At 32.7% G+C, this 18723-nt stretch carries 21 protein-coding genes and 3 tRNA genes; 14 read left to right on the top strand and 10 right to left on the bottom strand.

The genetic code is table 11. From position 1 onward, the window contains the following. Positions 1 to 113 precede the first annotated feature (113 nt). The 4 genes from MMARC5_RS06840 (at position 114) to MMARC5_RS06825 (ending at position 3484) form a co-directional block, all read left to right on the top strand. Positions 114 to 1631 (top strand): AMP phosphorylase, encoded by a 1518-nt coding sequence (locus MMARC5_RS06840; protein WP_011869095.1) that lies wholly within the window; start codon positions 114 to 116, stop codon positions 1629 to 1631. A gap of 92 nt (positions 1632 to 1723) precedes the next feature. After that, positions 1724 to 2530 carry a DUF63 family protein gene (locus MMARC5_RS06835; protein WP_011869094.1) on the top strand — a complete coding sequence of 269 codons (807 nt, stop codon included), beginning with the start codon at positions 1724 to 1726 and terminating at the stop codon, positions 2528 to 2530. Between the two features lie 16 nt (positions 2531 to 2546). Then, positions 2547 to 2837: a DUF2097 domain-containing protein gene (locus tag MMARC5_RS06830; RefSeq protein WP_011869093.1), complete on the top strand. Its 291-nt coding sequence runs from the start codon at positions 2547 to 2549 to the stop codon at positions 2835 to 2837. A gap of 14 nt (positions 2838 to 2851) precedes the next feature. Next, the gene (locus MMARC5_RS06825; RefSeq protein ID WP_048058572.1) at positions 2852 to 3484 is read left to right on the top strand and encodes a cobalt-precorrin-8 methylmutase; all 633 of its coding nucleotides are present in this window, start codon (positions 2852 to 2854) and stop codon (positions 3482 to 3484) included. A gap of 32 nt (positions 3485 to 3516) precedes the next feature. Here the strand turns inward: MMARC5_RS06825 and MMARC5_RS06820 are convergent, their stop codons facing one another. Continuing rightward, positions 3517 to 3909 (bottom strand): HIT family protein, encoded by a 393-nt coding sequence (locus tag MMARC5_RS06820; protein WP_011869091.1) that lies wholly within the window; start codon positions 3907 to 3909, stop codon positions 3517 to 3519. Between the two features lie 440 nt (positions 3910 to 4349). Between MMARC5_RS06820 and MMARC5_RS06815 the strand changes: the two genes are divergently transcribed. The 3 genes from MMARC5_RS06815 to MMARC5_RS06805 all read left to right on the top strand — a co-directional run bounded on the left by MMARC5_RS06815 (position 4350) and on the right by MMARC5_RS06805 (position 6421). Then, positions 4350 to 5063 carry a TIGR00297 family protein gene (locus MMARC5_RS06815; protein WP_011869090.1) on the top strand — a complete coding sequence of 238 codons (714 nt, stop codon included), beginning with the start codon at positions 4350 to 4352 and terminating at the stop codon, positions 5061 to 5063. Positions 5064 to 5231: 168 nt separating this feature from the next. Continuing rightward, complete coding sequence (locus MMARC5_RS06810; RefSeq protein ID WP_048058571.1) at positions 5232 to 5936, top strand: TrmJ/YjtD family RNA methyltransferase; 705 nt, start codon at positions 5232 to 5234, stop codon at positions 5934 to 5936. A 71-nt stretch (positions 5937 to 6007) separates the two neighbouring features. After that, entirely contained in the window at positions 6008 to 6421 is a 414-nt protein-coding gene (locus MMARC5_RS06805; RefSeq protein WP_011869088.1) for a hypothetical protein, read from the top strand. A 50-nt stretch (positions 6422 to 6471) separates the two neighbouring features. Here the strand turns inward: MMARC5_RS06805 and hjc are convergent, their stop codons facing one another. From hjc to cobT, 3 genes are read right to left on the bottom strand one after another with little or no spacing between them, the layout of a single operon-like run. After that, positions 6472 to 6879, bottom strand: coding sequence for a Holliday junction resolvase Hjc (hjc, locus tag MMARC5_RS06800; RefSeq protein WP_011869087.1), 408 nt, complete (start codon positions 6877 to 6879; stop codon positions 6472 to 6474). A 16-nt stretch (positions 6880 to 6895) separates the two neighbouring features. After that, positions 6896 to 7342, bottom strand: coding sequence for a methanogenesis marker 6 protein (locus MMARC5_RS06795; protein WP_011869086.1), 447 nt, complete (start codon positions 7340 to 7342; stop codon positions 6896 to 6898). 31 nt (positions 7343 to 7373) lie between these two features. Further along, positions 7374 to 8426, bottom strand: coding sequence for a nicotinate mononucleotide-dependent phosphoribosyltransferase CobT (gene cobT / locus MMARC5_RS06790; RefSeq protein ID WP_011869085.1), 1053 nt, complete (start codon positions 8424 to 8426; stop codon positions 7374 to 7376). Between the two features lie 120 nt (positions 8427 to 8546). On the opposite strand from cobT, the gene MMARC5_RS06785 reads away from it, so the two are divergent. The 7 genes from MMARC5_RS06785 (at position 8547) to MMARC5_RS06755 (ending at position 13555) form a co-directional block, all read left to right on the top strand. After that, on the top strand, positions 8547 to 9062 hold the full coding sequence (locus tag MMARC5_RS06785; protein ID WP_011869084.1) for an NUDIX domain-containing protein: 516 nt from the start codon (positions 8547 to 8549) through the stop codon (positions 9060 to 9062). Between the two features lie 117 nt (positions 9063 to 9179). Then, positions 9180 to 9257 (top strand) — tRNA-Arg (locus tag MMARC5_RS06780). A gap of 27 nt (positions 9258 to 9284) precedes the next feature. Continuing rightward, a tRNA-Glu gene (locus MMARC5_RS06775) sits at positions 9285 to 9359 on the top strand. Positions 9360 to 9572: 213 nt separating this feature from the next. Then, positions 9573 to 11282 carry a sodium-extruding oxaloacetate decarboxylase subunit alpha gene (gene oadA, locus MMARC5_RS06770; protein ID WP_011869083.1) on the top strand — a complete coding sequence of 570 codons (1710 nt, stop codon included), beginning with the start codon at positions 9573 to 9575 and terminating at the stop codon, positions 11280 to 11282. Positions 11283 to 11327: 45 nt separating this feature from the next. Beyond that, entirely contained in the window at positions 11328 to 12821 is a 1494-nt protein-coding gene (locus MMARC5_RS06765; RefSeq protein WP_011869082.1) for an acetyl-CoA carboxylase biotin carboxylase subunit, read from the top strand. A gap of 118 nt (positions 12822 to 12939) precedes the next feature. Then, positions 12940 to 13016, top strand: a tRNA-Val gene (locus MMARC5_RS06760). A 110-nt stretch (positions 13017 to 13126) separates the two neighbouring features. Further along, positions 13127 to 13555 carry a flagellar protein F gene (locus MMARC5_RS06755; RefSeq protein WP_011869081.1) on the top strand — a complete coding sequence of 143 codons (429 nt, stop codon included), beginning with the start codon at positions 13127 to 13129 and terminating at the stop codon, positions 13553 to 13555. Here the strand turns inward: MMARC5_RS06755 and MMARC5_RS06750 are convergent, their stop codons facing one another. From MMARC5_RS06750 to MMARC5_RS06725, 6 genes are all read right to left on the bottom strand, one after another. Further along, positions 13556 to 14227, bottom strand: coding sequence for a diphthine--ammonia ligase (locus tag MMARC5_RS06750; protein WP_011869080.1), 672 nt, complete (start codon positions 14225 to 14227; stop codon positions 13556 to 13558). 52 nt (positions 14228 to 14279) lie between these two features. Then, positions 14280 to 15161, bottom strand: coding sequence for a hypothetical protein (locus tag MMARC5_RS06745; RefSeq protein WP_011869079.1), 882 nt, complete (start codon positions 15159 to 15161; stop codon positions 14280 to 14282). A gap of 131 nt (positions 15162 to 15292) precedes the next feature. Continuing rightward, positions 15293 to 16414 (bottom strand): double-cubane-cluster-containing anaerobic reductase, encoded by a 1122-nt coding sequence (locus tag MMARC5_RS06740; RefSeq protein WP_011869078.1) that lies wholly within the window; start codon positions 16412 to 16414, stop codon positions 15293 to 15295. 217 nt (positions 16415 to 16631) lie between these two features. Then, complete coding sequence (locus tag MMARC5_RS06735; RefSeq protein ID WP_011869077.1) at positions 16632 to 16940, bottom strand: hypothetical protein; 309 nt, start codon at positions 16938 to 16940, stop codon at positions 16632 to 16634. 84 nt (positions 16941 to 17024) lie between these two features. Further along, the gene (locus tag MMARC5_RS06730; RefSeq protein WP_011869076.1) at positions 17025 to 17618 is read right to left on the bottom strand and encodes an acetate uptake transporter; all 594 of its coding nucleotides are present in this window, start codon (positions 17616 to 17618) and stop codon (positions 17025 to 17027) included. Positions 17619 to 17760: 142 nt separating this feature from the next. Next, entirely contained in the window at positions 17761 to 18489 is a 729-nt protein-coding gene (locus tag MMARC5_RS06725; RefSeq protein ID WP_011869075.1) for an acyl-CoA dehydratase activase, read from the bottom strand. Between the last annotated feature and the right edge of the window lie 234 nt (positions 18490 to 18723).

The raw sequence follows: 18723 nt of genomic DNA, 5'->3' as shown, positions 1-18723 counted from the left end.
TTTGATTATTTCTTTTTTTATAAAATTTTTTAACAAAGTTTTTATTTTAATTTAAATATAAACTGTTTAGAGTTAATTTAATAATTTTAATAATAATCTGCGGGAGGGGCATCATGCTATTTTTAAACGCAAAATTCATAGACCTTGATCTAGGTGAAAATGCGGTAATTGTCAACGAAGAGGACTTAAAAGGAACTTCGTACTATCCGCAAGATAGGGTATTGATTGAGTCACACGCAGGTTCCGTCATTGGAAACATTTATTCCACAAAAACTATGGTTAACAAAGGCGAAGTTGGAATGCTTGTTAGTGAACTTGCAGAAATTTCCATTTCAGAAGGGGAAGAAGTAAAATTAAGACACGCAGAAAAACCTGAATCAATTCCATTTATAAAAAAGAAGATGGATGGCCAGGTTTTAAATCCGCATGAAATAAGAACGATAATTGATGAAATTGTATCTAAAAAACTCTCAAACATTGAATTATCTGCTTTTGTTTCGTCTACGTACATAAATGGAATGAATATGGATGAAATAAGCGAAATGACCAAGAGAATCGCAGAAACTGGGGACATGATTGCTTGGGAAAAGAGTTTAGTTGTGGATATTCACAGCATTGGTGGAGTTCCTGGAAATAAGTACGCCTTACTTTCAATCCCGATACTTGCAGCAGCAGGAATTACTGTTCCAAAAACGTCATCAAGAGCAATAACTTCACCTGCTGGAACCGCAGATGTAATGGAAGTGCTCACAAATGTTGAATTGAAAGAAGAAGAGATTAAAAGAATAGTAAAAACTACAAATGGATGTCTTGCATGGGGTGGAGGCGTAAATCTAGCTCCTGCAGATGATATAATTATAAATGTAGAACGGCCGGTTTCAATAGACCCTCAACCACAGCTTCTTGCAAGTGTTATGGCAAAAAAGATTGCAACAGGAATTAAATATACTGTAATTGATATTCCCGTTGGAAAAGGGGTAAAAATTAAAAATGAAGCAGAAGGGGCAAAATTAGCAAGGAAATTTATTGAACTTGGGGAATCGCTCAATATTAAGGTGGAATGTGTGTTAACTTACGGTGGGCAGCCACTTGGGAGGGCAATTGGACCTGCACTCGAAGCAAGAGAAGCAATCGAAGCACTTCAAGATCCAAAAAATGCTCCAAAAAGTTTAATTGAAAAGGCACTATCTCTTGCAGGAATTCTTCTTGAACTCGGAGGGGCTGCACAGATTGGGGAAGGTCAAAATTTAGCATGGGAAATTTTAGAATCCGGAAAAGCACTTGAAAAATTTAATCAGATTATAACTGAACAGGGTGGAACTCCGAAAAAACCCGAAGAAATAGAACTTGGAGATTATGTTGAAGAAATTCTTGCGCCAATTGATGGGTATATTACAGATATAAGTAACACTGCAATTACAAACGTGGTTAAAGAAGCTGGAGCTCCAAGGGATAAAAAAGCAGGAATTTTATTGAATTCAAAGATTGGAAATAAAGTAAAACAGGGAGATGTTTTATATACAATCTATTCCGGATCAGAAGAAAGGCTTGTTTCAGCAATAAATCTTGCAAGAAGAGTTTATCCTGTAAAGGTTGAAGGAATGCTTATTGAGAGAATAAGCAAATTCTAAACCTAATTTTTTAATATCGGTAGAATTAAATAGAATTATTCATAGTTATTTTGATTACAGTTTATTGATTTAGTCTTATTTACGGTGACTTAATGAATGAGATGCTCTTAATTAGGGAATTTATATACCGGTACTACATTTACCCGATAGATACCAAACAGGGTTATAATTTAATTCAGGAAATTACTTACGGAATTTTACTCTTTGTAATGGTTTATACATTTTATCGGGTTTGTTTAAAACTTAAAATAGCAATTGACCGCAGATTTGCAGAAGTTACCGTATTTTACGTGATTTTAATAACATTAATGAGGGCATTGGTTGATGCAGGACTGTTTCCAAGACTGTATTACACAGTTACGCCAGGAATAGTTGTTACAATTGGTATTTACTACATGCTTTCAATAATTATTTCAGGAATACTTCTAAAAAAGAAATATTATCTACTTTCAATAGCAATGGCAGTAGTACCAGTTCTGTACATGCTTTTCGAGTTTTCGAGTAGAATAACTCATCCGGAAGCTATTGTGTATGTTTTTGGAATTTTGACTGCAAGTTACTATGCACTAATATATATTGTTGAAAAGCTAAGTAAAGTAAAAATTGAGCGAATAGATAAATATGCAATATTTTCACAGCTCGTAGATGCATCTGCAACATCTGTTGGAATTGGAGTGTTTGGTTACTGGGAACAGCACCCTGTTCCAAGACTTTTCATGGATTATCTGGGGCCCTACAGTATAATACCATTAAAAATGCTTGTAGTACTCTTTGTTTTGGATATATTCAACAAAGAAGTTAAGGATGATAATTTAAGGAACATTTTGAAAATAACTGTAATGGCTCTTGGACTTGCGCCAGGTCTTCGAAACTTATTTAGGACAGTTATGGGAGTCTAATATTTAGGTGAAAATAATGGGTGAACCAGATTACACTGAAATAATTACGATGGAAGTTACCGAAGAAAAGATGCAGGAGTACATGGATAACGAAGTAGATGAAGGGGACTACATAGAAGTTTATTTTGGACGATGCCATGTTGAAGGAACCATCGATTCAAAAGAAGGAACTCATTATCGAGTTGATACAGATAATAAAACATTTGGACTCATGGAATTTGATATGGAAAATATTTCAAGGGATGTTTTAGAAGTAGCACACATTCCCGAAGACAGTGACAAAAAAATTATACTTTCAGTTCTTTAAGTGATAATATGTTTATGGGAGCCGTAACTAAGGATGGAAAAGACATTGCAGATCGATCAAGAGAGATTGTAAAAACAAAAATAAGTGAAGTTCTTGGAAAAAATGTTATTTTATATTCCAACGAAGAAATGGGAATAATTGAACGAGTAGTTCATGCAACTGCTGATCCAGAATATTCAAAACTTGTTGTTTTTGATAATAACCCAATTGAAACTGGACTTGTTGCATTAAATGATAATAACCCAATAATTGCTGATATTTCAATGGTAAAAGCAGGAATTAGGTACAATGATGTAATGTGTACAATTTCTGAGAAAGAAGTATTTGAACTGGCAAAAAAAGAGCATATCACAAGAGCAGTAGCATCAATTCGAGCATCAAAAGAATTAATTGATGGAGGAATTGTAGTTATTGGGAATGCGCCAACTGCACTTCTTGAAGTTATAAGATTGAATAAAGAAGAAGGGATAACTCCAAAATTGGTTGTTGGGGCCCCAGTTGGTTTTGTAAAAGCAGCAAAATCAAAAGAATTATTAAGGACCACCGATATCCCATCAATTTCTACCATTGGTCCAAAAGGCGGAACTCCTGTTGCAGTTTCAGTAATTAACGGAATTATTGCATTAAGCAAAAACGAAAGAATTTAAAATTTATTTTTTATTTAAGTTTTATTTTTAAATTATTCCATTATTTTATCGTAAATTGAATCAAGATCAACGTTTATTGGATCTTTTAAAACGTAAACAGGATATCCTTCATTTTCATATCTTGGGATAATATGAAAGTGAACGTGCGGAACTTCTTGGCCTGAAACCTGTTTATTGTTATTTAAAAGGTTGTAACCATCCATTTCTAGTTTTTCGAGTTTTTTTACAATTTTGTGAATTACTGCCATCATTTCACATGCGAGTTCTTTTGGTAATTCATCAAAAGTTTCAAAATGTTCTTTTGGAATTATCAGTGTGTGGCCAACAGCTCTTGGAAATGCATCCATAAATGCCAAAAACTTGTCATCTTCGTAAATTATTCTTGCAGGAATGTCTCCTTTAACAATATCGCAAAAAATACACATGAGTAAAATCACCTTAATTTTATTTCGAATAACCGATATGGATTAAATGGTATATAAAAATGATATTTTCAAAATGACTAAAAATTTATCAATATAAATATTCAAAAAATTTTAAAAACAGTTTTTTACTAATTTTTGCGGACTTATATATCGTAATAGTTTATATACTGCGTTACACATAATTATTTTTTGAAATTACGCGTGTTAAAATCTTTGAGTAGTTTTTGGATGATTTATCAAAGAAAGTTATAAGAAACTTTGAATGATTACCCAATATTAATAATATTCATGCGACAATTAAGGATTTTAAAGAAAAAAAGGCTAATACTCAAAATCATCTAGTTTTTCTGGTATTTTAAATATAATAATTAATTTACATGTTACGATTGATACCGTAAGATTTAAGAATCTTTTGTATTTATGCATATATGGTGAATTTAATGGACATGTTATTGAAGATAATTTACTCTGCATCTATTACGTTGATACTCGCGGCACTAATTCATAAAAAGAAGTACCTCGATAAATTAGGAATAGTTGGATCTTCGATAATGGCATTTACGATATTATTTTTAGCAGATTTAAAGTGGTTATTGCTTCTTATCACGTTTTTAGTCCTTGGAAGCCTCGTAAGTAAAATGGGTTACGGTTTTAAAAAGACAATAAAAATGGCGGAATCAAGAAGATCATTAAAAAACGTGCTTGCAAATGGTTTGATGGCAGTTTTATTTGTTTTGGCTTATTCTACAGGTTTAATTACTGAACAAATGGCTCTTGTTGGATATATCGGAGCTATTGCAGCTGCAAATTCTGATACGTTTTCATCAGAACTTGGGATGCTTTCAAGGGAAACTCCAAGACTTATAACAAATTTCAAAACTGCAAAAACAGGAACTGATGGTGCAATAACGGTTTGTGGAACTTTTGCCGGGTTACTCGGTTCTTTTTTAATAGGAATACTTGCATACGCTCTTTTTAATGATACTGCAATATTTTGGACTGCAACGATTTCTGGAATGATTGGAAACTTTGCAGATAGTTTACTCGGCGCCATTTTTGAGAGAAAAGGATTAATGAATAATGAACATGTCAATTTCATGGCAACACTCAGTGGCGGAACTTTTGCAGTTTTATTTTATCAGCTTATTATTTAGATATAAACCCATTTTTTAGTTTTTCTGGTTTTCGGGTGAAGTGTTAAATTAATCTATTTTTAAACTTCTATTTTTAAAATTTTCAACAATAAGTGATATTTAGTTAGAATGCACAATAATCATAAAAGAAAATTAAAATATGAAGTTAACCAAAAAGTTTGTGATAATGTGAAAACTGTAGTTATACTGGTTAATCCCAAATACGGTGGAAATTTGGGGGCAATTGCAAGAAACATGATGAATTTTGATGTCGAAGAATTAAGAATAGTTGGAACTTCCGATGTTTTAGATGAAGAAGCATATATTAGGGCAGTTCATGCGAAAAACATACTAAACAATGCTAAATTTTATTCAAAACTCGAAGATGCAATTTTTGATATTGATTTTACAGTTGCGACAACAGGGGCAGTTTGCGGGGATAGAAATGTAAATCGGGTTCCAATTACGCCCCGAGAACTTGCAAAAAAACACGTCGAACTTAATGGTAGATTGGGAATCGTTTTCGGAAGAGAAGACGATGGATTAAAAAACGAATACGTTGAGCTCTGCGATATCTTGGTTTCAGTTCCAACATCAAATAACTATCCAATAATGAATCTTTCTCACGCTGTTTCAGTATTACTGTATGAAATTTACTTTGAATCACTTTCAGAAAATATTCCTTACGATTTAAATATGAAAAATGCATCAATTGACGAGAAAAATGCTCTTCTTAGATTTTTTAACGAGTTTGTAGATCGTTCAAAAGACGTGCCAGAATATAGAAAAGATATTTGCAAGACGATTTTTAAAAGAATTGTTGGTAGGGCGTTTATTTCGGGAAAAGAAGCAAATTCGTTGATAGGCGTTTTCAAAGATAAATATCCGAAATAATATGGAAAGTTTTTTAAATATTGCAAAGGATAATAAATACTATCTAAAGTAAGGCGGTAAAGGTGAGGGGAATGAGTATATCTGGTGCACAGGGAAAGTCTTTGGATTTGGCTTATGAAAACAATGAAGTTATTTTTAATCTGACCAATGAGGAAGAAGGTTTGTTAGATTCTGTTTCGATGGATTTAGAAACATCATCACTGTTTGTAACACTTTTAAATCATGGAGTAGTTTCTGCTGAAGAGATAAACCGTAAATTCAAAAAAGAAGGTATAAAACTTCAGAAAATACAGGATGTTGGAACCTGTTTTGCAAATGAAAGCAGAGTATCAATAGCAATACTTCCCGCAGACGAAAAAAGAACTGCGTCGATATTGATAGGCATTCACAAGGAAGACGACCATTCTTCAATAATAATCAAGCCAAAAAGAGCAGCATATCTTAGCATTTCAATAACAAAAATCTTGTTAAACACTATTGATTAATTTATGTCATTTTAGTTAAATTTAAAAAATTGTAAAATAGCAATAATAAATTAAATTTCAGAATCTAACTTTTTTTGAACACTATCTTCTGCAACATCTTTGATATCAAGCGCGATAGGGCATAGTTTTTCGTAATCAAGTGCGTAATTTTTACCTGCTGATGTTAAAAGATAGGGATTGATAAATAAACATTTTCTGTTGATTTTTAATGCAATGTAGGGAATTCCATCAAAAGTTTCTGAAAATTCTAAGAGTTTTTCAACGTCTTCATTTGGAATGTAGTATTTATCTTTTGAAGTGGACTTGCATTCGATTACTATTGGTTTTTTTCCTTTTTTTCCTGCAACCAAATCTACACCATGACTTCCAGCACTTCTGATAACTGCAAAGCCATGATTTTCAAGTTTTTTCTTCAGTTCTCGCTCAAATGCTGATCCTTTCTGATATTTATGCGCCATATTTTCCCAAAAATAATTAATTTTCCTTTAAAACTTCGTTTGCAATTTTTTCAAAAGCATCTACTTTGAGTTTTTTAGGTTGTAACTTTACAAATTTTTCTTCAAGATTATCTTCGCTAATTTCGCCGTTTTCTACTGCATCAAGCGCCCTTGAAATCCTGTCGAGTATTTTCTGTTCTGCTTCAAGCTGGTGAAAACCTTCTCTTGGGCCCCCTTTTCTAAATGCCCTGCACCTTCTCTGATCCCATATTGGAAATCCCCTATCCTTACAAAAAATCTTATTTTTTTCAAGGTTTCTAACAAGATTTACTACTTCATCAACAACATCGTCTGCGCCTTCAATAAATGCACCAAAACACGTTTCTTTTACATTTATATCGTATTCTAGCGAGTTTAAATACCTAAAAAGCCTTGATGGCGATGTTTTAGAATCTTCTGCAAGAACTATAACCTTAGATTTCATGAGTAACCACCATACTTCTTAAATCGAAAAATTATTGAATAAATTTTGAATACCATATTTCATAGTTTTTTTCTACATAATATCTTATGTCTTCGGGGTTTAAACCATTTGAGTAGCAGTAAGTTGCAATTCCTCCTGCGCCAACACCTTCTTTAACTGAACCACTGCAGTATGCTTTCAATCCGTCGATTTTTGAATTTTCATATCCGAATTTAGATGCAAATAGTGGAACGTCTCCAATCTGTTCCATAATATCTTTTAAATCCGCATTTTTGTCATTTAACACAAATTCAGTAGTACTTATTCCTAAAAGTCCACTTTTCAGTGTTTCAGGACTAATTTCTTTAATTGCTGCTAAAACAGATGCCATCTGCGTTCCTCCAGCAAGTAAAACGGGTTTACCTTTTGATACTGCAGAAATAGTCATACCTGCTACAACTGGCATCATTTTGTCTCCAACCGCATTTAAAACATCAAAAACATCTTCTGATTTACAGGTTTTAAGTCCGTTTTCAACAACACTTAATTTTAAGTCTTTCGGGTTTTCAACTGAACCTGAGCTTATTTTGTCCCTCGCATCATAGCCCAAACCTAAAAGAACACCAAGTGCAGTTGTAGTTCCCCCTGGAACGCTTTCACCGATCACTAAACTATCGTAAATATTGTTATTTCCAATTATTTTTCCTAAATTTAATAATTCTTTCGAATTATCCATTCCAAGACCTTTTTGAATATCTCCTGTTGGTCTTTGATCTACTGAAATGTATGGGATTTTTGGCTTTACGTAACTTCCAGCATCTATTGTCATTATAGGAATTTTTAAGAGGTCAACTGCTGCTCTTGTAATTGTTGCTGGGCTTGGACATCCGGTTGCATCTATTGGAGGATGTTTTAGAGATAGGCTTTCCCCGATAGTTACAAGTTCCATATCTGCTGCAGGGGTGTAATCTATGACACTTTTATTGACTCCAGATATTCCAACGTATTTTGTAGTTTCTATTGAAGATATAATGCATGAAAATAATCCATTAGTACCTTTAAGTTTATCTAAAAATCCGTTTTCGTTAATTGAAATAATTGGCATAATTTCTCCCTTTAATTTTCTGAATATATCTAGCATCTCATACTTTACTTTGTTTTCTATTTTTCTTTTTGTGTTAATTTATTATGGGAGTTTTTAGAAAAATACTAGCACGGTGATTTTATGGAATATAATTTATTATTAAAAATAAAAGACGAATCGATAGAACGAGAAGTATTAAATGATATCCTCCAGTTTTTAGATGAAAAGTATTCTAAAAAAGTTATTGCAGAACCATATCGGTGCATAAACCTAACCGTAGATATTTTGATAAAATATAATTTTGGAATAGTTCTTATAAAACGAAAAAACGATCCTTACAAGGATTTTTGGGCAATTCCTGGGGGGTTTGTCGAATATGGTGAAAAAGTTGAAGATGCAGCAAAAAGAGAAGCAAAAGAAGAAACTGGTCTTGATATTAATAATTTAAATCTTATTGGAGTTTATAGCGATCCAAACCGTGATTCAAGGGGGCATACTGTAACTGTTGCATTTTTAGTCGATGGAAATGGAAATTTAAAAAGCGGTGACGATGCAAAAGATGCTAAAATATTTAGTTTAGACGAATTAATGAGCATGGAACTCGCATTTGATCACAAAAGATTGATAAATGATTCTATTCGTTATTTGACCGATTAAATCCAAATTCTTCCGTTCTGGTGAGTATCTAAATCTACAAATGTATATTTGGCCGAAACATTTATATACTAGAATACCCTTCCTATACTATGCTCTTGAAACACTAAATGGAGACGGGGGCCCGTGGCCTAGTCTGGATACGGCACCGGCCTTCTAAGCCGGGGATCGGGGGTTCGAATCCCTCCGGGTCCGCCATTACTACTTTTCAAGAAATATAAACATGCTCCAGTGGTGTAGTCCGGCCAATCATCCGGCCCTTTCGAGGCCGGGACTCGGGTTCAAATCCCGGCTGGAGCACTTTTTTTAATATTGGTTAAATTAATTGGTATATTTAGATTAATAAATTATAAATATCTAATTTTCGTCAAAAAATGTATATTTTTTCGATGATTTCCTTAAAAACATATAAATATCTAATTTAATATAACCAAATGAGAATCTAATTAAAACAAGAGGAAACTCGTTTCTGTCTTTTTTATATATATTTATGTTATTAAGCGAGGGATAACCATGGTGAAAATAACCGATACCACCTTCAGAGATGCTCATCAGTCTTTAATGGCAACAAGGTTAAGAACGGAAGATATGCTACCTATTGCAGAGAAAATGGACGAAGTAGGATTCTATTCGATGGAAGTATGGGGTGGCGCTACTTTTGATTCATGTATTAGGTATTTAAACGAGGATCCATGGGAAAGATTAAGGGAAATAAAGAAAAAAGTTCAAAACACGCCCTTACAGATGCTTTTACGTGGCCAGAACTTGGTCGGATACAGGCATTACCCAGACGACGTTGTTGATAAATTTATTCAAAAATCTGTCGAAAACGGTATTGATATTGTAAGAATATTCGATGCTTTAAACGATATCAGAAACGTTGAATTTTCAGTAAAATCTGTTAAAAAATACGGTGCTGAAGTTCAAGGTGCTATTTCATACACAACAAGCCCGGTTCACACAACAGAACAATTTATAGAACTTGCAAAGCAGTTTGAAGAATTAGGTTGCGATTCCTTATGTATCAAGGATATGGCAGGACTTTTAAGGCCCTTCGATGCTAAAGAACTTATTGGTAGATTAAAAGAAGAAGTATCAATTCCAATCGATTTACACAGTCATTGTACAGCAGGAATTGCCCCTTTAACTTACATATCGGCTGTAGAAGCAGGAATTGATGTATTAAACTGTGCAATGTCACCTCTTTCAATGGGAACATCCCAGCCTCCTGTAGAAAGCATTGTAGCTGCTTTAAAAGGTACCAAATACGATACAACTTTAGATCTTGTATTGTTAATGGAAATTAGGAACTATTTTGATGAAATTAGGAACAAATACAAATATTTAATAAATTCAATTTCCGAAAGAGTCGATGCTAGAATTTTAAGATATCAGGTTCCCGGAGGAATGCTTTCAAACCTCGTATCTCAATTAAAAGAACAAGGTGCACTCGATAAATTCAATGAAGTTTTAGACGAAATTCCAAACGTGAGAAAAGATCTTGGATACCCCCCATTGGTAACCCCTACATCCCAGATTGTTGGAACACAAGCAGTTATGAATGTTTTAACTGATGAAAGGTACAAAATCATCACGAACGAAGTATCTAACTACTTAAAAGGATACTATGGAAAATCACCTGCACCAATCAGTAAAGATCTCGTTAAAAGAGCACTTCAGGATGGTGAAAAGCAAATTACATGCAGACCTGCAGATTTACTTGAACCAGAATACGAACTAAGAGAAAAAGAAGCTTTCGAAAAAGGAATAGTTTTAAAAGAAGAAGATATTTTAACTTACGCTTTATACCCTCAAGTTGCGATTAAATTCTTGAGGGGGGAAGTAAAAGCAGAATCAATACCTCAAGAAAAGGATGTTTCAAAATTCATGGAAATTCCAAACGAATATATCGTTGAAGTTGATGGGGACTCTTTCAATGTAAAAGTAGAACCAGTATACAGTTCAGGAATTAAAAAAGAAGAGAAAAAAGAAATAATAACTGCAGAAACAGAAGGTGCAATGACTTCACCATTTAGGGGAATTGTTACAAAAGTAAAAGTTAAACAGGGCGCAGAAGTTAAACAAGGCGACCAGATTTTAGTTTTAGAAGCTATGAAGATGGAAAATCCAGTGGAATGTCCTGTAAGTGGAACTGTTGAAAAAATAATCGTTAAAGAAGGTCAATCTGTAAACGTAGGCGACATATTGATGATTATAAAATAATTTAAGCATTTAATTAACAATACAGCAATTCCAGAAGGTAATATTATGTTTAAAAAAGTATTGATAGCTAATAGGGGAGAAATTGCAGTTAGGGTAATTCGAGCATGTAAGGAACTCGGAATAAAGACTGTTGCAGTTTTTTCTGAAGCTGACGAGCACTCACTCTATAGAAATATCGCAGATGAATGTTACCCGATAGGGGAGCCTCCCGCATCAAAAAGCTACCTTAACATGGAAAGAATATTAAAAGTAGCTGAAAAAACAGGTGTTGATGCAGTTCACCCAGGATATGGTTTTTTATCTGAAAATGTAAAATTTGCAGAAGAATGTAACAAAAGAGGTATTGAATTTATCGGCCCACCAACAAACGCAATTAATGTTATGGGCAGTAAAATCAATGCTAAGAAAGCAATGAAAATAGCGGGAGTTCCAGTACTTCCTGGACGAGAAGAACCAATCGAAAGTGAAGAAGGGGCAATCGAAGTTGCAGACGAGATCGGATACCCCGTAATTATCAAAGCATCTGCAGGTGGTGGCGGTATCGGAATGAACGTGGTTTACAACAAAGAAGAACTCATTGATACGATACAGTCTACAAAATCAATTGCACAGAGTGCTTTTGGTGATTCAACAGTATTTATTGAAAAATACCTTGAAAAACCAAGACACATTGAAATACAGGTTGTTGCAGACAAATTTGGAAACGTAATTCACCTTGGAGACAGGGAATGTTCTATTCAAAGAAGACACCAAAAATTAATTGAAGAGTCCCCATCTCCAATCATGACTGAAGATTTAAGAGAAAAAATGGGAACTGCTGCTGTAAAAGCTGCTAAAGCCATAAATTACCACAGCGTTGGTACAGTTGAATTTTTATACAGCAATGGCGAATTTTATTTCCTTGAAATGAATACGAGAGTTCAGGTAGAGCACCCCATAACTGAGGTAGTTACTGGTGTAGACATTGTAAAAGAGCAGATAAAAATTGCTGCAGGGAAAAAATTATCCTACAACCAAGATGAAATTAGCTTTAGGGGTCATGCAATAGAATGCAGGGTAAATGCCGAAGATGCAATAAATGATTTCGTTCCATCCCCTGGAAAAATAAAATATTACAGGTCTCCAGGAGGTCCAGGTGTAAGGCTTGATAGTGGCGTATTTGGCGGAGCTGAAATTCCTCCGTATTATGACTCAATGGTTGCAAAGATAATTACTTATGGGCTTACAAGGGAAGAAGCAATTGAGAGGATGAAAAGAGCGCTTTCTGAATATATTGTTCTTGGAATAATTACAAACATACCTTTCCACAGGGCAGTTATTGAGGAAGACAATTTCTTAAAGGGAAACCTTTCAACACACTACGTTGAAGACAATTTATGCTCATTTAGAAAAGCAATGCTAAATTATGCATTGGAAGCAAAAGATAGGGAAAAAATTTTCAGTGAAAAGGTATTCCATGGTAATAAAAAGGTCATTGCAATTGCAGGCGGTTTAAATGCCTATGTAACAAGCCTTTCAAATAAAAACAAGGATAAATAAGTGAAAGTTATGTGGCTGATTGTAATTAATTTGAAAAATGATTAAATCATTCATATAAACTTATGAATTATAGAAAAATATAAATATTAAATAAATTATCTTTTTATAGTGATTAAGTGAGTTCGTGGTCTAGTTGGCTATGATACCGCCCTGACACGGCGGTGATCGGGAGTTCGAATCTCCCCGGACTCACCATTTCTATTTTAAAAAATAATATTTATATATTTGGATAAATACATATACACAAACCCTATTTAAACATTGAAAAACCTTTTTTTAATATCAAACTTAAAAATAGTGAAAATATGGGTTTTTCAGAAATTTACGGAGTTGCATTTCTTTCAATAATTTTGCTAATTTCATTAAATGTAATTTACGGAACTTTCGAATCAAATTTAAACAATATTTTAAGTGCAAATGATGATCATGCATACTATTTGTTGAAACATTCAAAAGAAAATCTTACGATCCAGTATGAGGGAATTGATTTAGGAGTTGTTAACATTACTGTATTTAATAATGGAAATATTTTTGAAAATACTTCAAAATGGACTGTTATTTTTGATGGAGATGTGTTAAATAATCCATTCATGGAAACAACGCATGTAGAACCTCTTTCAAGAACACAGATATATTTCGAAACGATTTATAATTCAACAACAATTGATGACAAAAGAGTGGTAGTTTCAGGAGAATTTGGAACGACATTTACAAAAATAATAGATGTTAGTTAATTATTTTTTTGAAACAAGCTCAGCATCTTTTATATTGTAACTTCCGCTAACTCCATCCCATATAATTTCATAATCCAAAACTTCAATTTTTTTTTCAAAGAATGGAGCATCAAATACGAAAGTTTCTGCCTCCCCACCTTCAAAAGCTTTATTTATCTGATATTTTTCCATTATTTTCAATAGTTCTTCAATATTTGTTTCATCGATTCTTTTTCCAAGCCATTTTTTATCTAACCCGTAAGCTGCAACGCTAACCATTCTAAAATCAAAAAATTTTGAGGTATCTCTTAAAATTAATTCTTGATCCTTATGCCAAAGCGGTGCAAACGATTTTATTCCGATTTCTTCACAAATATGGTCAATTCTTGCTCGTTGATATTCACTTGCAAGGGCACCACTTACAATTCCATCGATATCTAATTTTTCAAGGTTTTTTTGTAAATCAAGAATTTCTTTTTCTTTTTCTCCTTTGGTGATTACTTTTACCATTTCGATTCCAGTACTTTCTGAAACTAGGTCAGTTAATTCAACATTTGGAATGTGAAACATATAGCTTTCTTTATTTTTCGAAGCTACATTTACCAAATATCTAACATCCCAGCCCTGATTTAGTGCCCAAAATAGCGCATAAGCAGAATCTTTTCCGCCAGAATAAAGCGATGCAATTTTCATAAATTTCACTTAAAATCTTTTAAAATAAAAAAGTAAAAAATAGTTTAAATAATTATTCGAGAGTAAAGTCGTAGACTAACCAGTCTCCATTATCGTCTCTTCCATTTTTGAAGAACAGTCTTGGATTTTCCATACTTTCAGGAACATCTTCGAAGAACCAGTAGCCATCTACTGTATCAAGTGAAGGTATTTCTGAAATTTCGTCCAAGGAACCTCCCGAAACATATCGGTATTTATTTTCGTATTTGTCATATACACTAACTTCTGAAGCTCTGAAGTCTTTTGGCTGACCATATTTATTTTCGATTTTAATATCAACACGGAATATTTTTTCAGATTCTTCGCCGTATATCGTGTAAAAGCCGCTTCTCAAAACAGTTATTTCCACGTCATCAAGTTCGTATGAATCTCCGCTTTCAACGGCATTTTCTAAATATTCTTCTTCAGCAATGTTTGAAATTTCTTCTTTAGAGTAGTATGGAATTTGAATAGATTCTGCAATTTTATTTATTACTTTATCGTTTTCTGAGGTAAATACTACTTCAGCATATCCTGAGTCAGTCATTCCTTTTTCAACATTATCTAAGGAAACCACAAGTGTGTATTTACTGTTAGATCCTGCTTTTGAAGGATCAACAACGTATTCTTTTTCAAAGAGTCTGTTATCAAACTCGTCATATATCATTAATTTTGCGTTACCTGTTGCAGTTACTAATTTATTTTCAGCATCATTAAAAATTAGTGTGAATTTCAAGGAATCATCTGTCTGTGTCGCATAAAAAGTACCAATATATTCAGCACCTTCTGAAACAACATCTTCACTACCAGAATTAACTTCATCAAGTGCCTGATTTCCACTATCTGTATCTGCACATCCGCACATTAATAGAATAGATATCAGGCAAAAAACACCAATAACTAGTTTTTTGGTCATAAACTATCCCCTTTTAAAATTTACAATTACTTTATTGAATTTAAGTTATTTTAAATTTTTGAATTGTTATTTCAAGGACTTCAAAAAGTAAAATGTTTTTTGGAAATTTAAAAAAAGTAATATTATTTGAATTAAATCATTTCTACAAATGCTTCGAGTCTTGTTTTTAACTGCTCTTTGTCACTTTCAGAGTAATCGGTTTCTACTCTTATAATTGGAATGCCTGATTTTTTGAGCTCTTTTTCAATTAAAGTACCTTCCACGTTAAATGTGTGGCAGTATTGGAGGGTGTAGTAAACAACACCATCAGCTTTCTGTTCTTTTACAAGTTCTTTGAGTCTATCGATTCTTTCTTCGTTGTTGAATTTACATGCACAAGAAATATTAAAGTACCTGTCGGAAAGCGCTTCAATCGTGTATCCGTCAACGTAGTTTTCAAACTGCCTTGTTCCAGTACAACTTTCTTCTCCAACAACTACAGCACCTGCATCTTCAATGATTTCTGGGATTTTTGTGTTTCCTGCAACCATTGGACAGCCTGCAATTAAAATTCGTTTTCCAGAGTAGCCTTCTCCTTTTTTAACTCTTTCTTCAAGTTCAGATACCACTTCTTCAAGAAGTGATTCTATCGTGTTGATATCTAAGAGGTATGCGAGTTGGAATAATTTTAATGAATCTTTTCCGTTTATGGGGGAAGGATTATTTGCTCTTAATTCGTAAATTTTGTAGAACAGCTTTCTTAAGTTGTTTACTTTGTCGATAGCTTCTTTTAATTTTTCTTCAGTAATTTCATTTCCAGTTTCTTCTTCAATTAATTTTTTTAAGTCTTCAACTTCTTCGAGCCACATTTTTTTAGATCTATCGTCCCTAAAGTGCGGTAACTGCATTACATGGAGTTTGACCATTTCGCTCATATGTTCAAACATTTTTTTCTTTCCGTCACAAGTGGTTTCTCCAAGAACGACATCAGAAGCTTCAAAGTAAGGACATGATTTTTCTTTTTTAAATCCAAATGAGGATTTTATCAATGGGCAAATATTTCTTGGCAAAATTTCTTCTGCAGAAGGTATTGTAGCTTCTTTTCCACCACAAAGTCCTACCGGAATTGCGTCAGCTGCCAAAATTAATTCTGTTGGAACAAATGTACAAAATAGCCCAAATACTTTTTTTCCTTCGTCTTTTTGCGCATATAATTCATCTTTTCTTTTTGTAAATGCTTCATTAATTTTTTTTATGGAGTTTAACTCTTCCATCGTTTCACCATTTTTAATCGAGGGTTACTTATTAAATTTACTAATATCAAAACATTTCATGCAGTTTACTTAATTTATAAGGTTTTATTTATAAAATATAAACGTATCTATTAATTTTATTAATGTTAAAAAACAAAATTAGAAAAATTAAAAATGCAATATTTTGACAATATGGTTAACCATAAAAAATAATTTAAAAAGAGTGAAACTTTAAAATTTAGTAAAACTGCTTTAGTTTTGGAACATATGCATCGTATAAAAGTCCAATCCAAGGAATAATTGCAACAATAAAAAATTCTTTTGAAGATAAACTACAGTTAACAATTCCATTTTTAATAATTCCAAAATTGTTTGCTGAACAGACAAGCTCTATATTAGGATCCATAAATAATAACCTGTAATATGCCACTATTATTAAAATAGATCCGAAAATAAAAGAAACAGATTTTCCAATTCCGATTTTGGTTGCAAAAATCCATAAAAAAAGCTGACTTATAATTAAAATCAGAAAAAATTCCCCATTCATAAATACCCCCTATACAAATATACAATATTAATTTTTTTAAAATCGCGTATATATGATTAAGCTATTAAAAAAGAACAATGAATTTTATGGTTTTTTAGTTATTGGAAATACTGGAAATACTGTTTTTTTATATGTTTCATTTAGAACTTCTGCAAATCCTGTATAGATTGCAGAAGATCCGCAGATTATCCCTATTATTCCGGCAATACGGGTTACCGTTAAATTTCCACTAATATCGCCTATTGCAAGTAATAAGAATAATATTGTGAGGGTTCCAAATACAAATTGGAGAGCCCTATTTTTTTTGAATGTTCCAAGAAACATTCCAAAAGTAAATACTCCCCATAAACCTAGGTAAAATGCCATTTCAATGGGTTCTGGCGTATTTGTGAGTCCGAATTTTGGCAAAGTTAAAATTCCGACAAGACTGAGCCAGAATAGCCCATATGACGTAAAAGCCAATGTTCCAAACGTATTTCCTTTTTTCCATTCCATTATTCCGACGATTACTTGTGATAATCCCCCGTAAAATATTCCCATTGCAAGAATCATCGAGCTAATTTCAAATAAACCAATATTGTGTAAATTTAACAACACGGTTGTCATTCCAAAACCCATAAGTCCAAGCGGGGCAGGATTTGCACTTTTATTTATCAGTGTAGCATGTCTTTCTTGCATGGTTTTACCTCAATCTATCATGATTAATCATTATAAATTCTGATATATATGCATGTTGTATTTTTAAAATGATAAACACGTATCTAAAAAATAAAAATATAATAAAAAAATTAAAATTTTTAAAAAATAAAAAATAGTTTCATCAAGCCATCAGGCAAGCCCCTACTGCACAGACGATTTGGGGTTCTTCTGGAATCAACAATGTTTTTCCAAGATGTTTTTCAAGTACTCTAATCAAAATATTGTTTTTAGCAACCCCTCCGCTAAATACAATATTTTCAAGTTTCATTCTTTTAACCATTGGGGTGATTCTATTTGAAATACTGTCGTAAATTCCCATTATAATCTCTTCTTTCGGTATTTTTTTAGAAAGGAGGGAAATTATTTCACTTTCTGCAAAAACGGCGCACATCGAAGATATTTTTGCACAATTTTCAGAAGAATATTTATTTAATTCTTTATCTAAATTTAGAATATCAATGCATTTTTCTAAAAATTTCCCAGTTCCTGCGGCACATTTGTCAGAGAGGATAAAATCGAGAACTTGACCTTCTTTTATTTTTAAAATTTTGCTGTCTTGCCCGCCAATATCAATTAACCCGTCAGCATCTTTAAAAAAGTAGTTGGCCCCTTTTCCAAGCGCAATTACTTCTGGAACAACCTTATCAGCAAAAGAAATTTTATGTCTTCCATAACCTGTTGCAACTGTTTTTTTAACTGGTCTTCCTTTCTTAAATTCTTCAACCATTTTTAAAACGTCAATTTCTTCAACCACAACCCCTAAATTCCTTATTTCATAGTCTATTATTTTGTTATCTTCCATCAGTACAAATTTGGTTGTGGTTGAGCCTATATCGATACTTAAAATCATTTTTACACCCAAACTAGCTTTTAATATTTTTTGTATTATAGCACATATATGTTGAATAAAGTATAATTCCAAGACCGGTAATTAGGATAATTTCATAAATGTAATTTTTATGTATTATTTCATAGTATTTTAAAAAAATAATAAATGTGATAATAATTGGAAATAAAAATACTATGATTGTTTTATTAATTAATTTTTGAAATTTAATAAAGAATAATAATCCTATGCCTAATA

The sequence above is a fragment of the Methanococcus maripaludis C5 genome, from assembly GCF_000016125.1.
Classification (GTDB): Archaea; AGJL01; Methanococci; order Methanococcales; family Methanococcaceae; genus Methanococcus; species Methanococcus maripaludis_D.
This window is presented reverse-complemented; position numbering and strand designations above follow the sequence as displayed.

Bases quoted from the DNA above. Each gene is read 5' to 3' on its own strand.
- MMARC5_RS06735 (WP_011869077.1), bottom strand. From the start codon at position 16,940: ATGAATGGGGAATTTTTTCTGATTTTAATTATAAGTCAGCTTTTTTTA.
- MMARC5_RS06820 (WP_011869091.1), bottom strand. From the start codon at position 3,909: ATGTGTATTTTTTGCGATATTGTTAAAGGAGACATTCCTGCAAGAATA.
- MMARC5_RS06740 (WP_011869078.1), bottom strand. From the start codon at position 16,414: ATGGAAGAGTTAAACTCCATAAAAAAAATTAATGAAGCATTTACAAAA.
- MMARC5_RS06750 (WP_011869080.1), bottom strand. From the start codon at position 14,227: ATGAAAATTGCATCGCTTTATTCTGGCGGAAAAGATTCTGCTTATGCG.
- MMARC5_RS06830 (WP_011869093.1), top strand. From the start codon at position 2,547: ATGGGTGAACCAGATTACACTGAAATAATTACGATGGAAGTTACCGAA.
- MMARC5_RS06795 (WP_011869086.1), bottom strand. From the start codon at position 7,342: ATGAAATCTAAGGTTATAGTTCTTGCAGAAGATTCTAAAACATCGCCA.
- MMARC5_RS06805 (WP_011869088.1), top strand. From the start codon at position 6,008: ATGAGTATATCTGGTGCACAGGGAAAGTCTTTGGATTTGGCTTATGAA.
- hjc (WP_011869087.1), bottom strand. From the start codon at position 6,879: ATGGCGCATAAATATCAGAAAGGATCAGCATTTGAGCGAGAACTGAAG.
- MMARC5_RS06730 (WP_011869076.1), bottom strand. From the start codon at position 17,618: ATGCAAGAAAGACATGCTACACTGATAAATAAAAGTGCAAATCCTGCC.
- oadA (WP_011869083.1), top strand. From the start codon at position 9,573: ATGGTGAAAATAACCGATACCACCTTCAGAGATGCTCATCAGTCTTTA.
- MMARC5_RS06815 (WP_011869090.1), top strand. From the start codon at position 4,350: ATGGACATGTTATTGAAGATAATTTACTCTGCATCTATTACGTTGATA.
- MMARC5_RS06785 (WP_011869084.1), top strand. From the start codon at position 8,547: ATGGAATATAATTTATTATTAAAAATAAAAGACGAATCGATAGAACGA.
- MMARC5_RS06765 (WP_011869082.1), top strand. From the start codon at position 11,328: ATGTTTAAAAAAGTATTGATAGCTAATAGGGGAGAAATTGCAGTTAGG.
- MMARC5_RS06840 (WP_011869095.1), top strand. From the start codon at position 114: ATGCTATTTTTAAACGCAAAATTCATAGACCTTGATCTAGGTGAAAAT.
- MMARC5_RS06825 (WP_048058572.1), top strand. From the start codon at position 2,852: ATGGGAGCCGTAACTAAGGATGGAAAAGACATTGCAGATCGATCAAGA.
- MMARC5_RS06755 (WP_011869081.1), top strand. From the start codon at position 13,127: ATGGGTTTTTCAGAAATTTACGGAGTTGCATTTCTTTCAATAATTTTG.
- MMARC5_RS06745 (WP_011869079.1), bottom strand. From the start codon at position 15,161: ATGACCAAAAAACTAGTTATTGGTGTTTTTTGCCTGATATCTATTCTA.
- MMARC5_RS06725 (WP_011869075.1), bottom strand. From the start codon at position 18,489: ATGATTTTAAGTATCGATATAGGCTCAACCACAACCAAATTTGTACTG.
- MMARC5_RS06835 (WP_011869094.1), top strand. From the start codon at position 1,724: ATGAATGAGATGCTCTTAATTAGGGAATTTATATACCGGTACTACATT.
- cobT (WP_011869085.1), bottom strand. From the start codon at position 8,426: ATGCCAATTATTTCAATTAACGAAAACGGATTTTTAGATAAACTTAAA.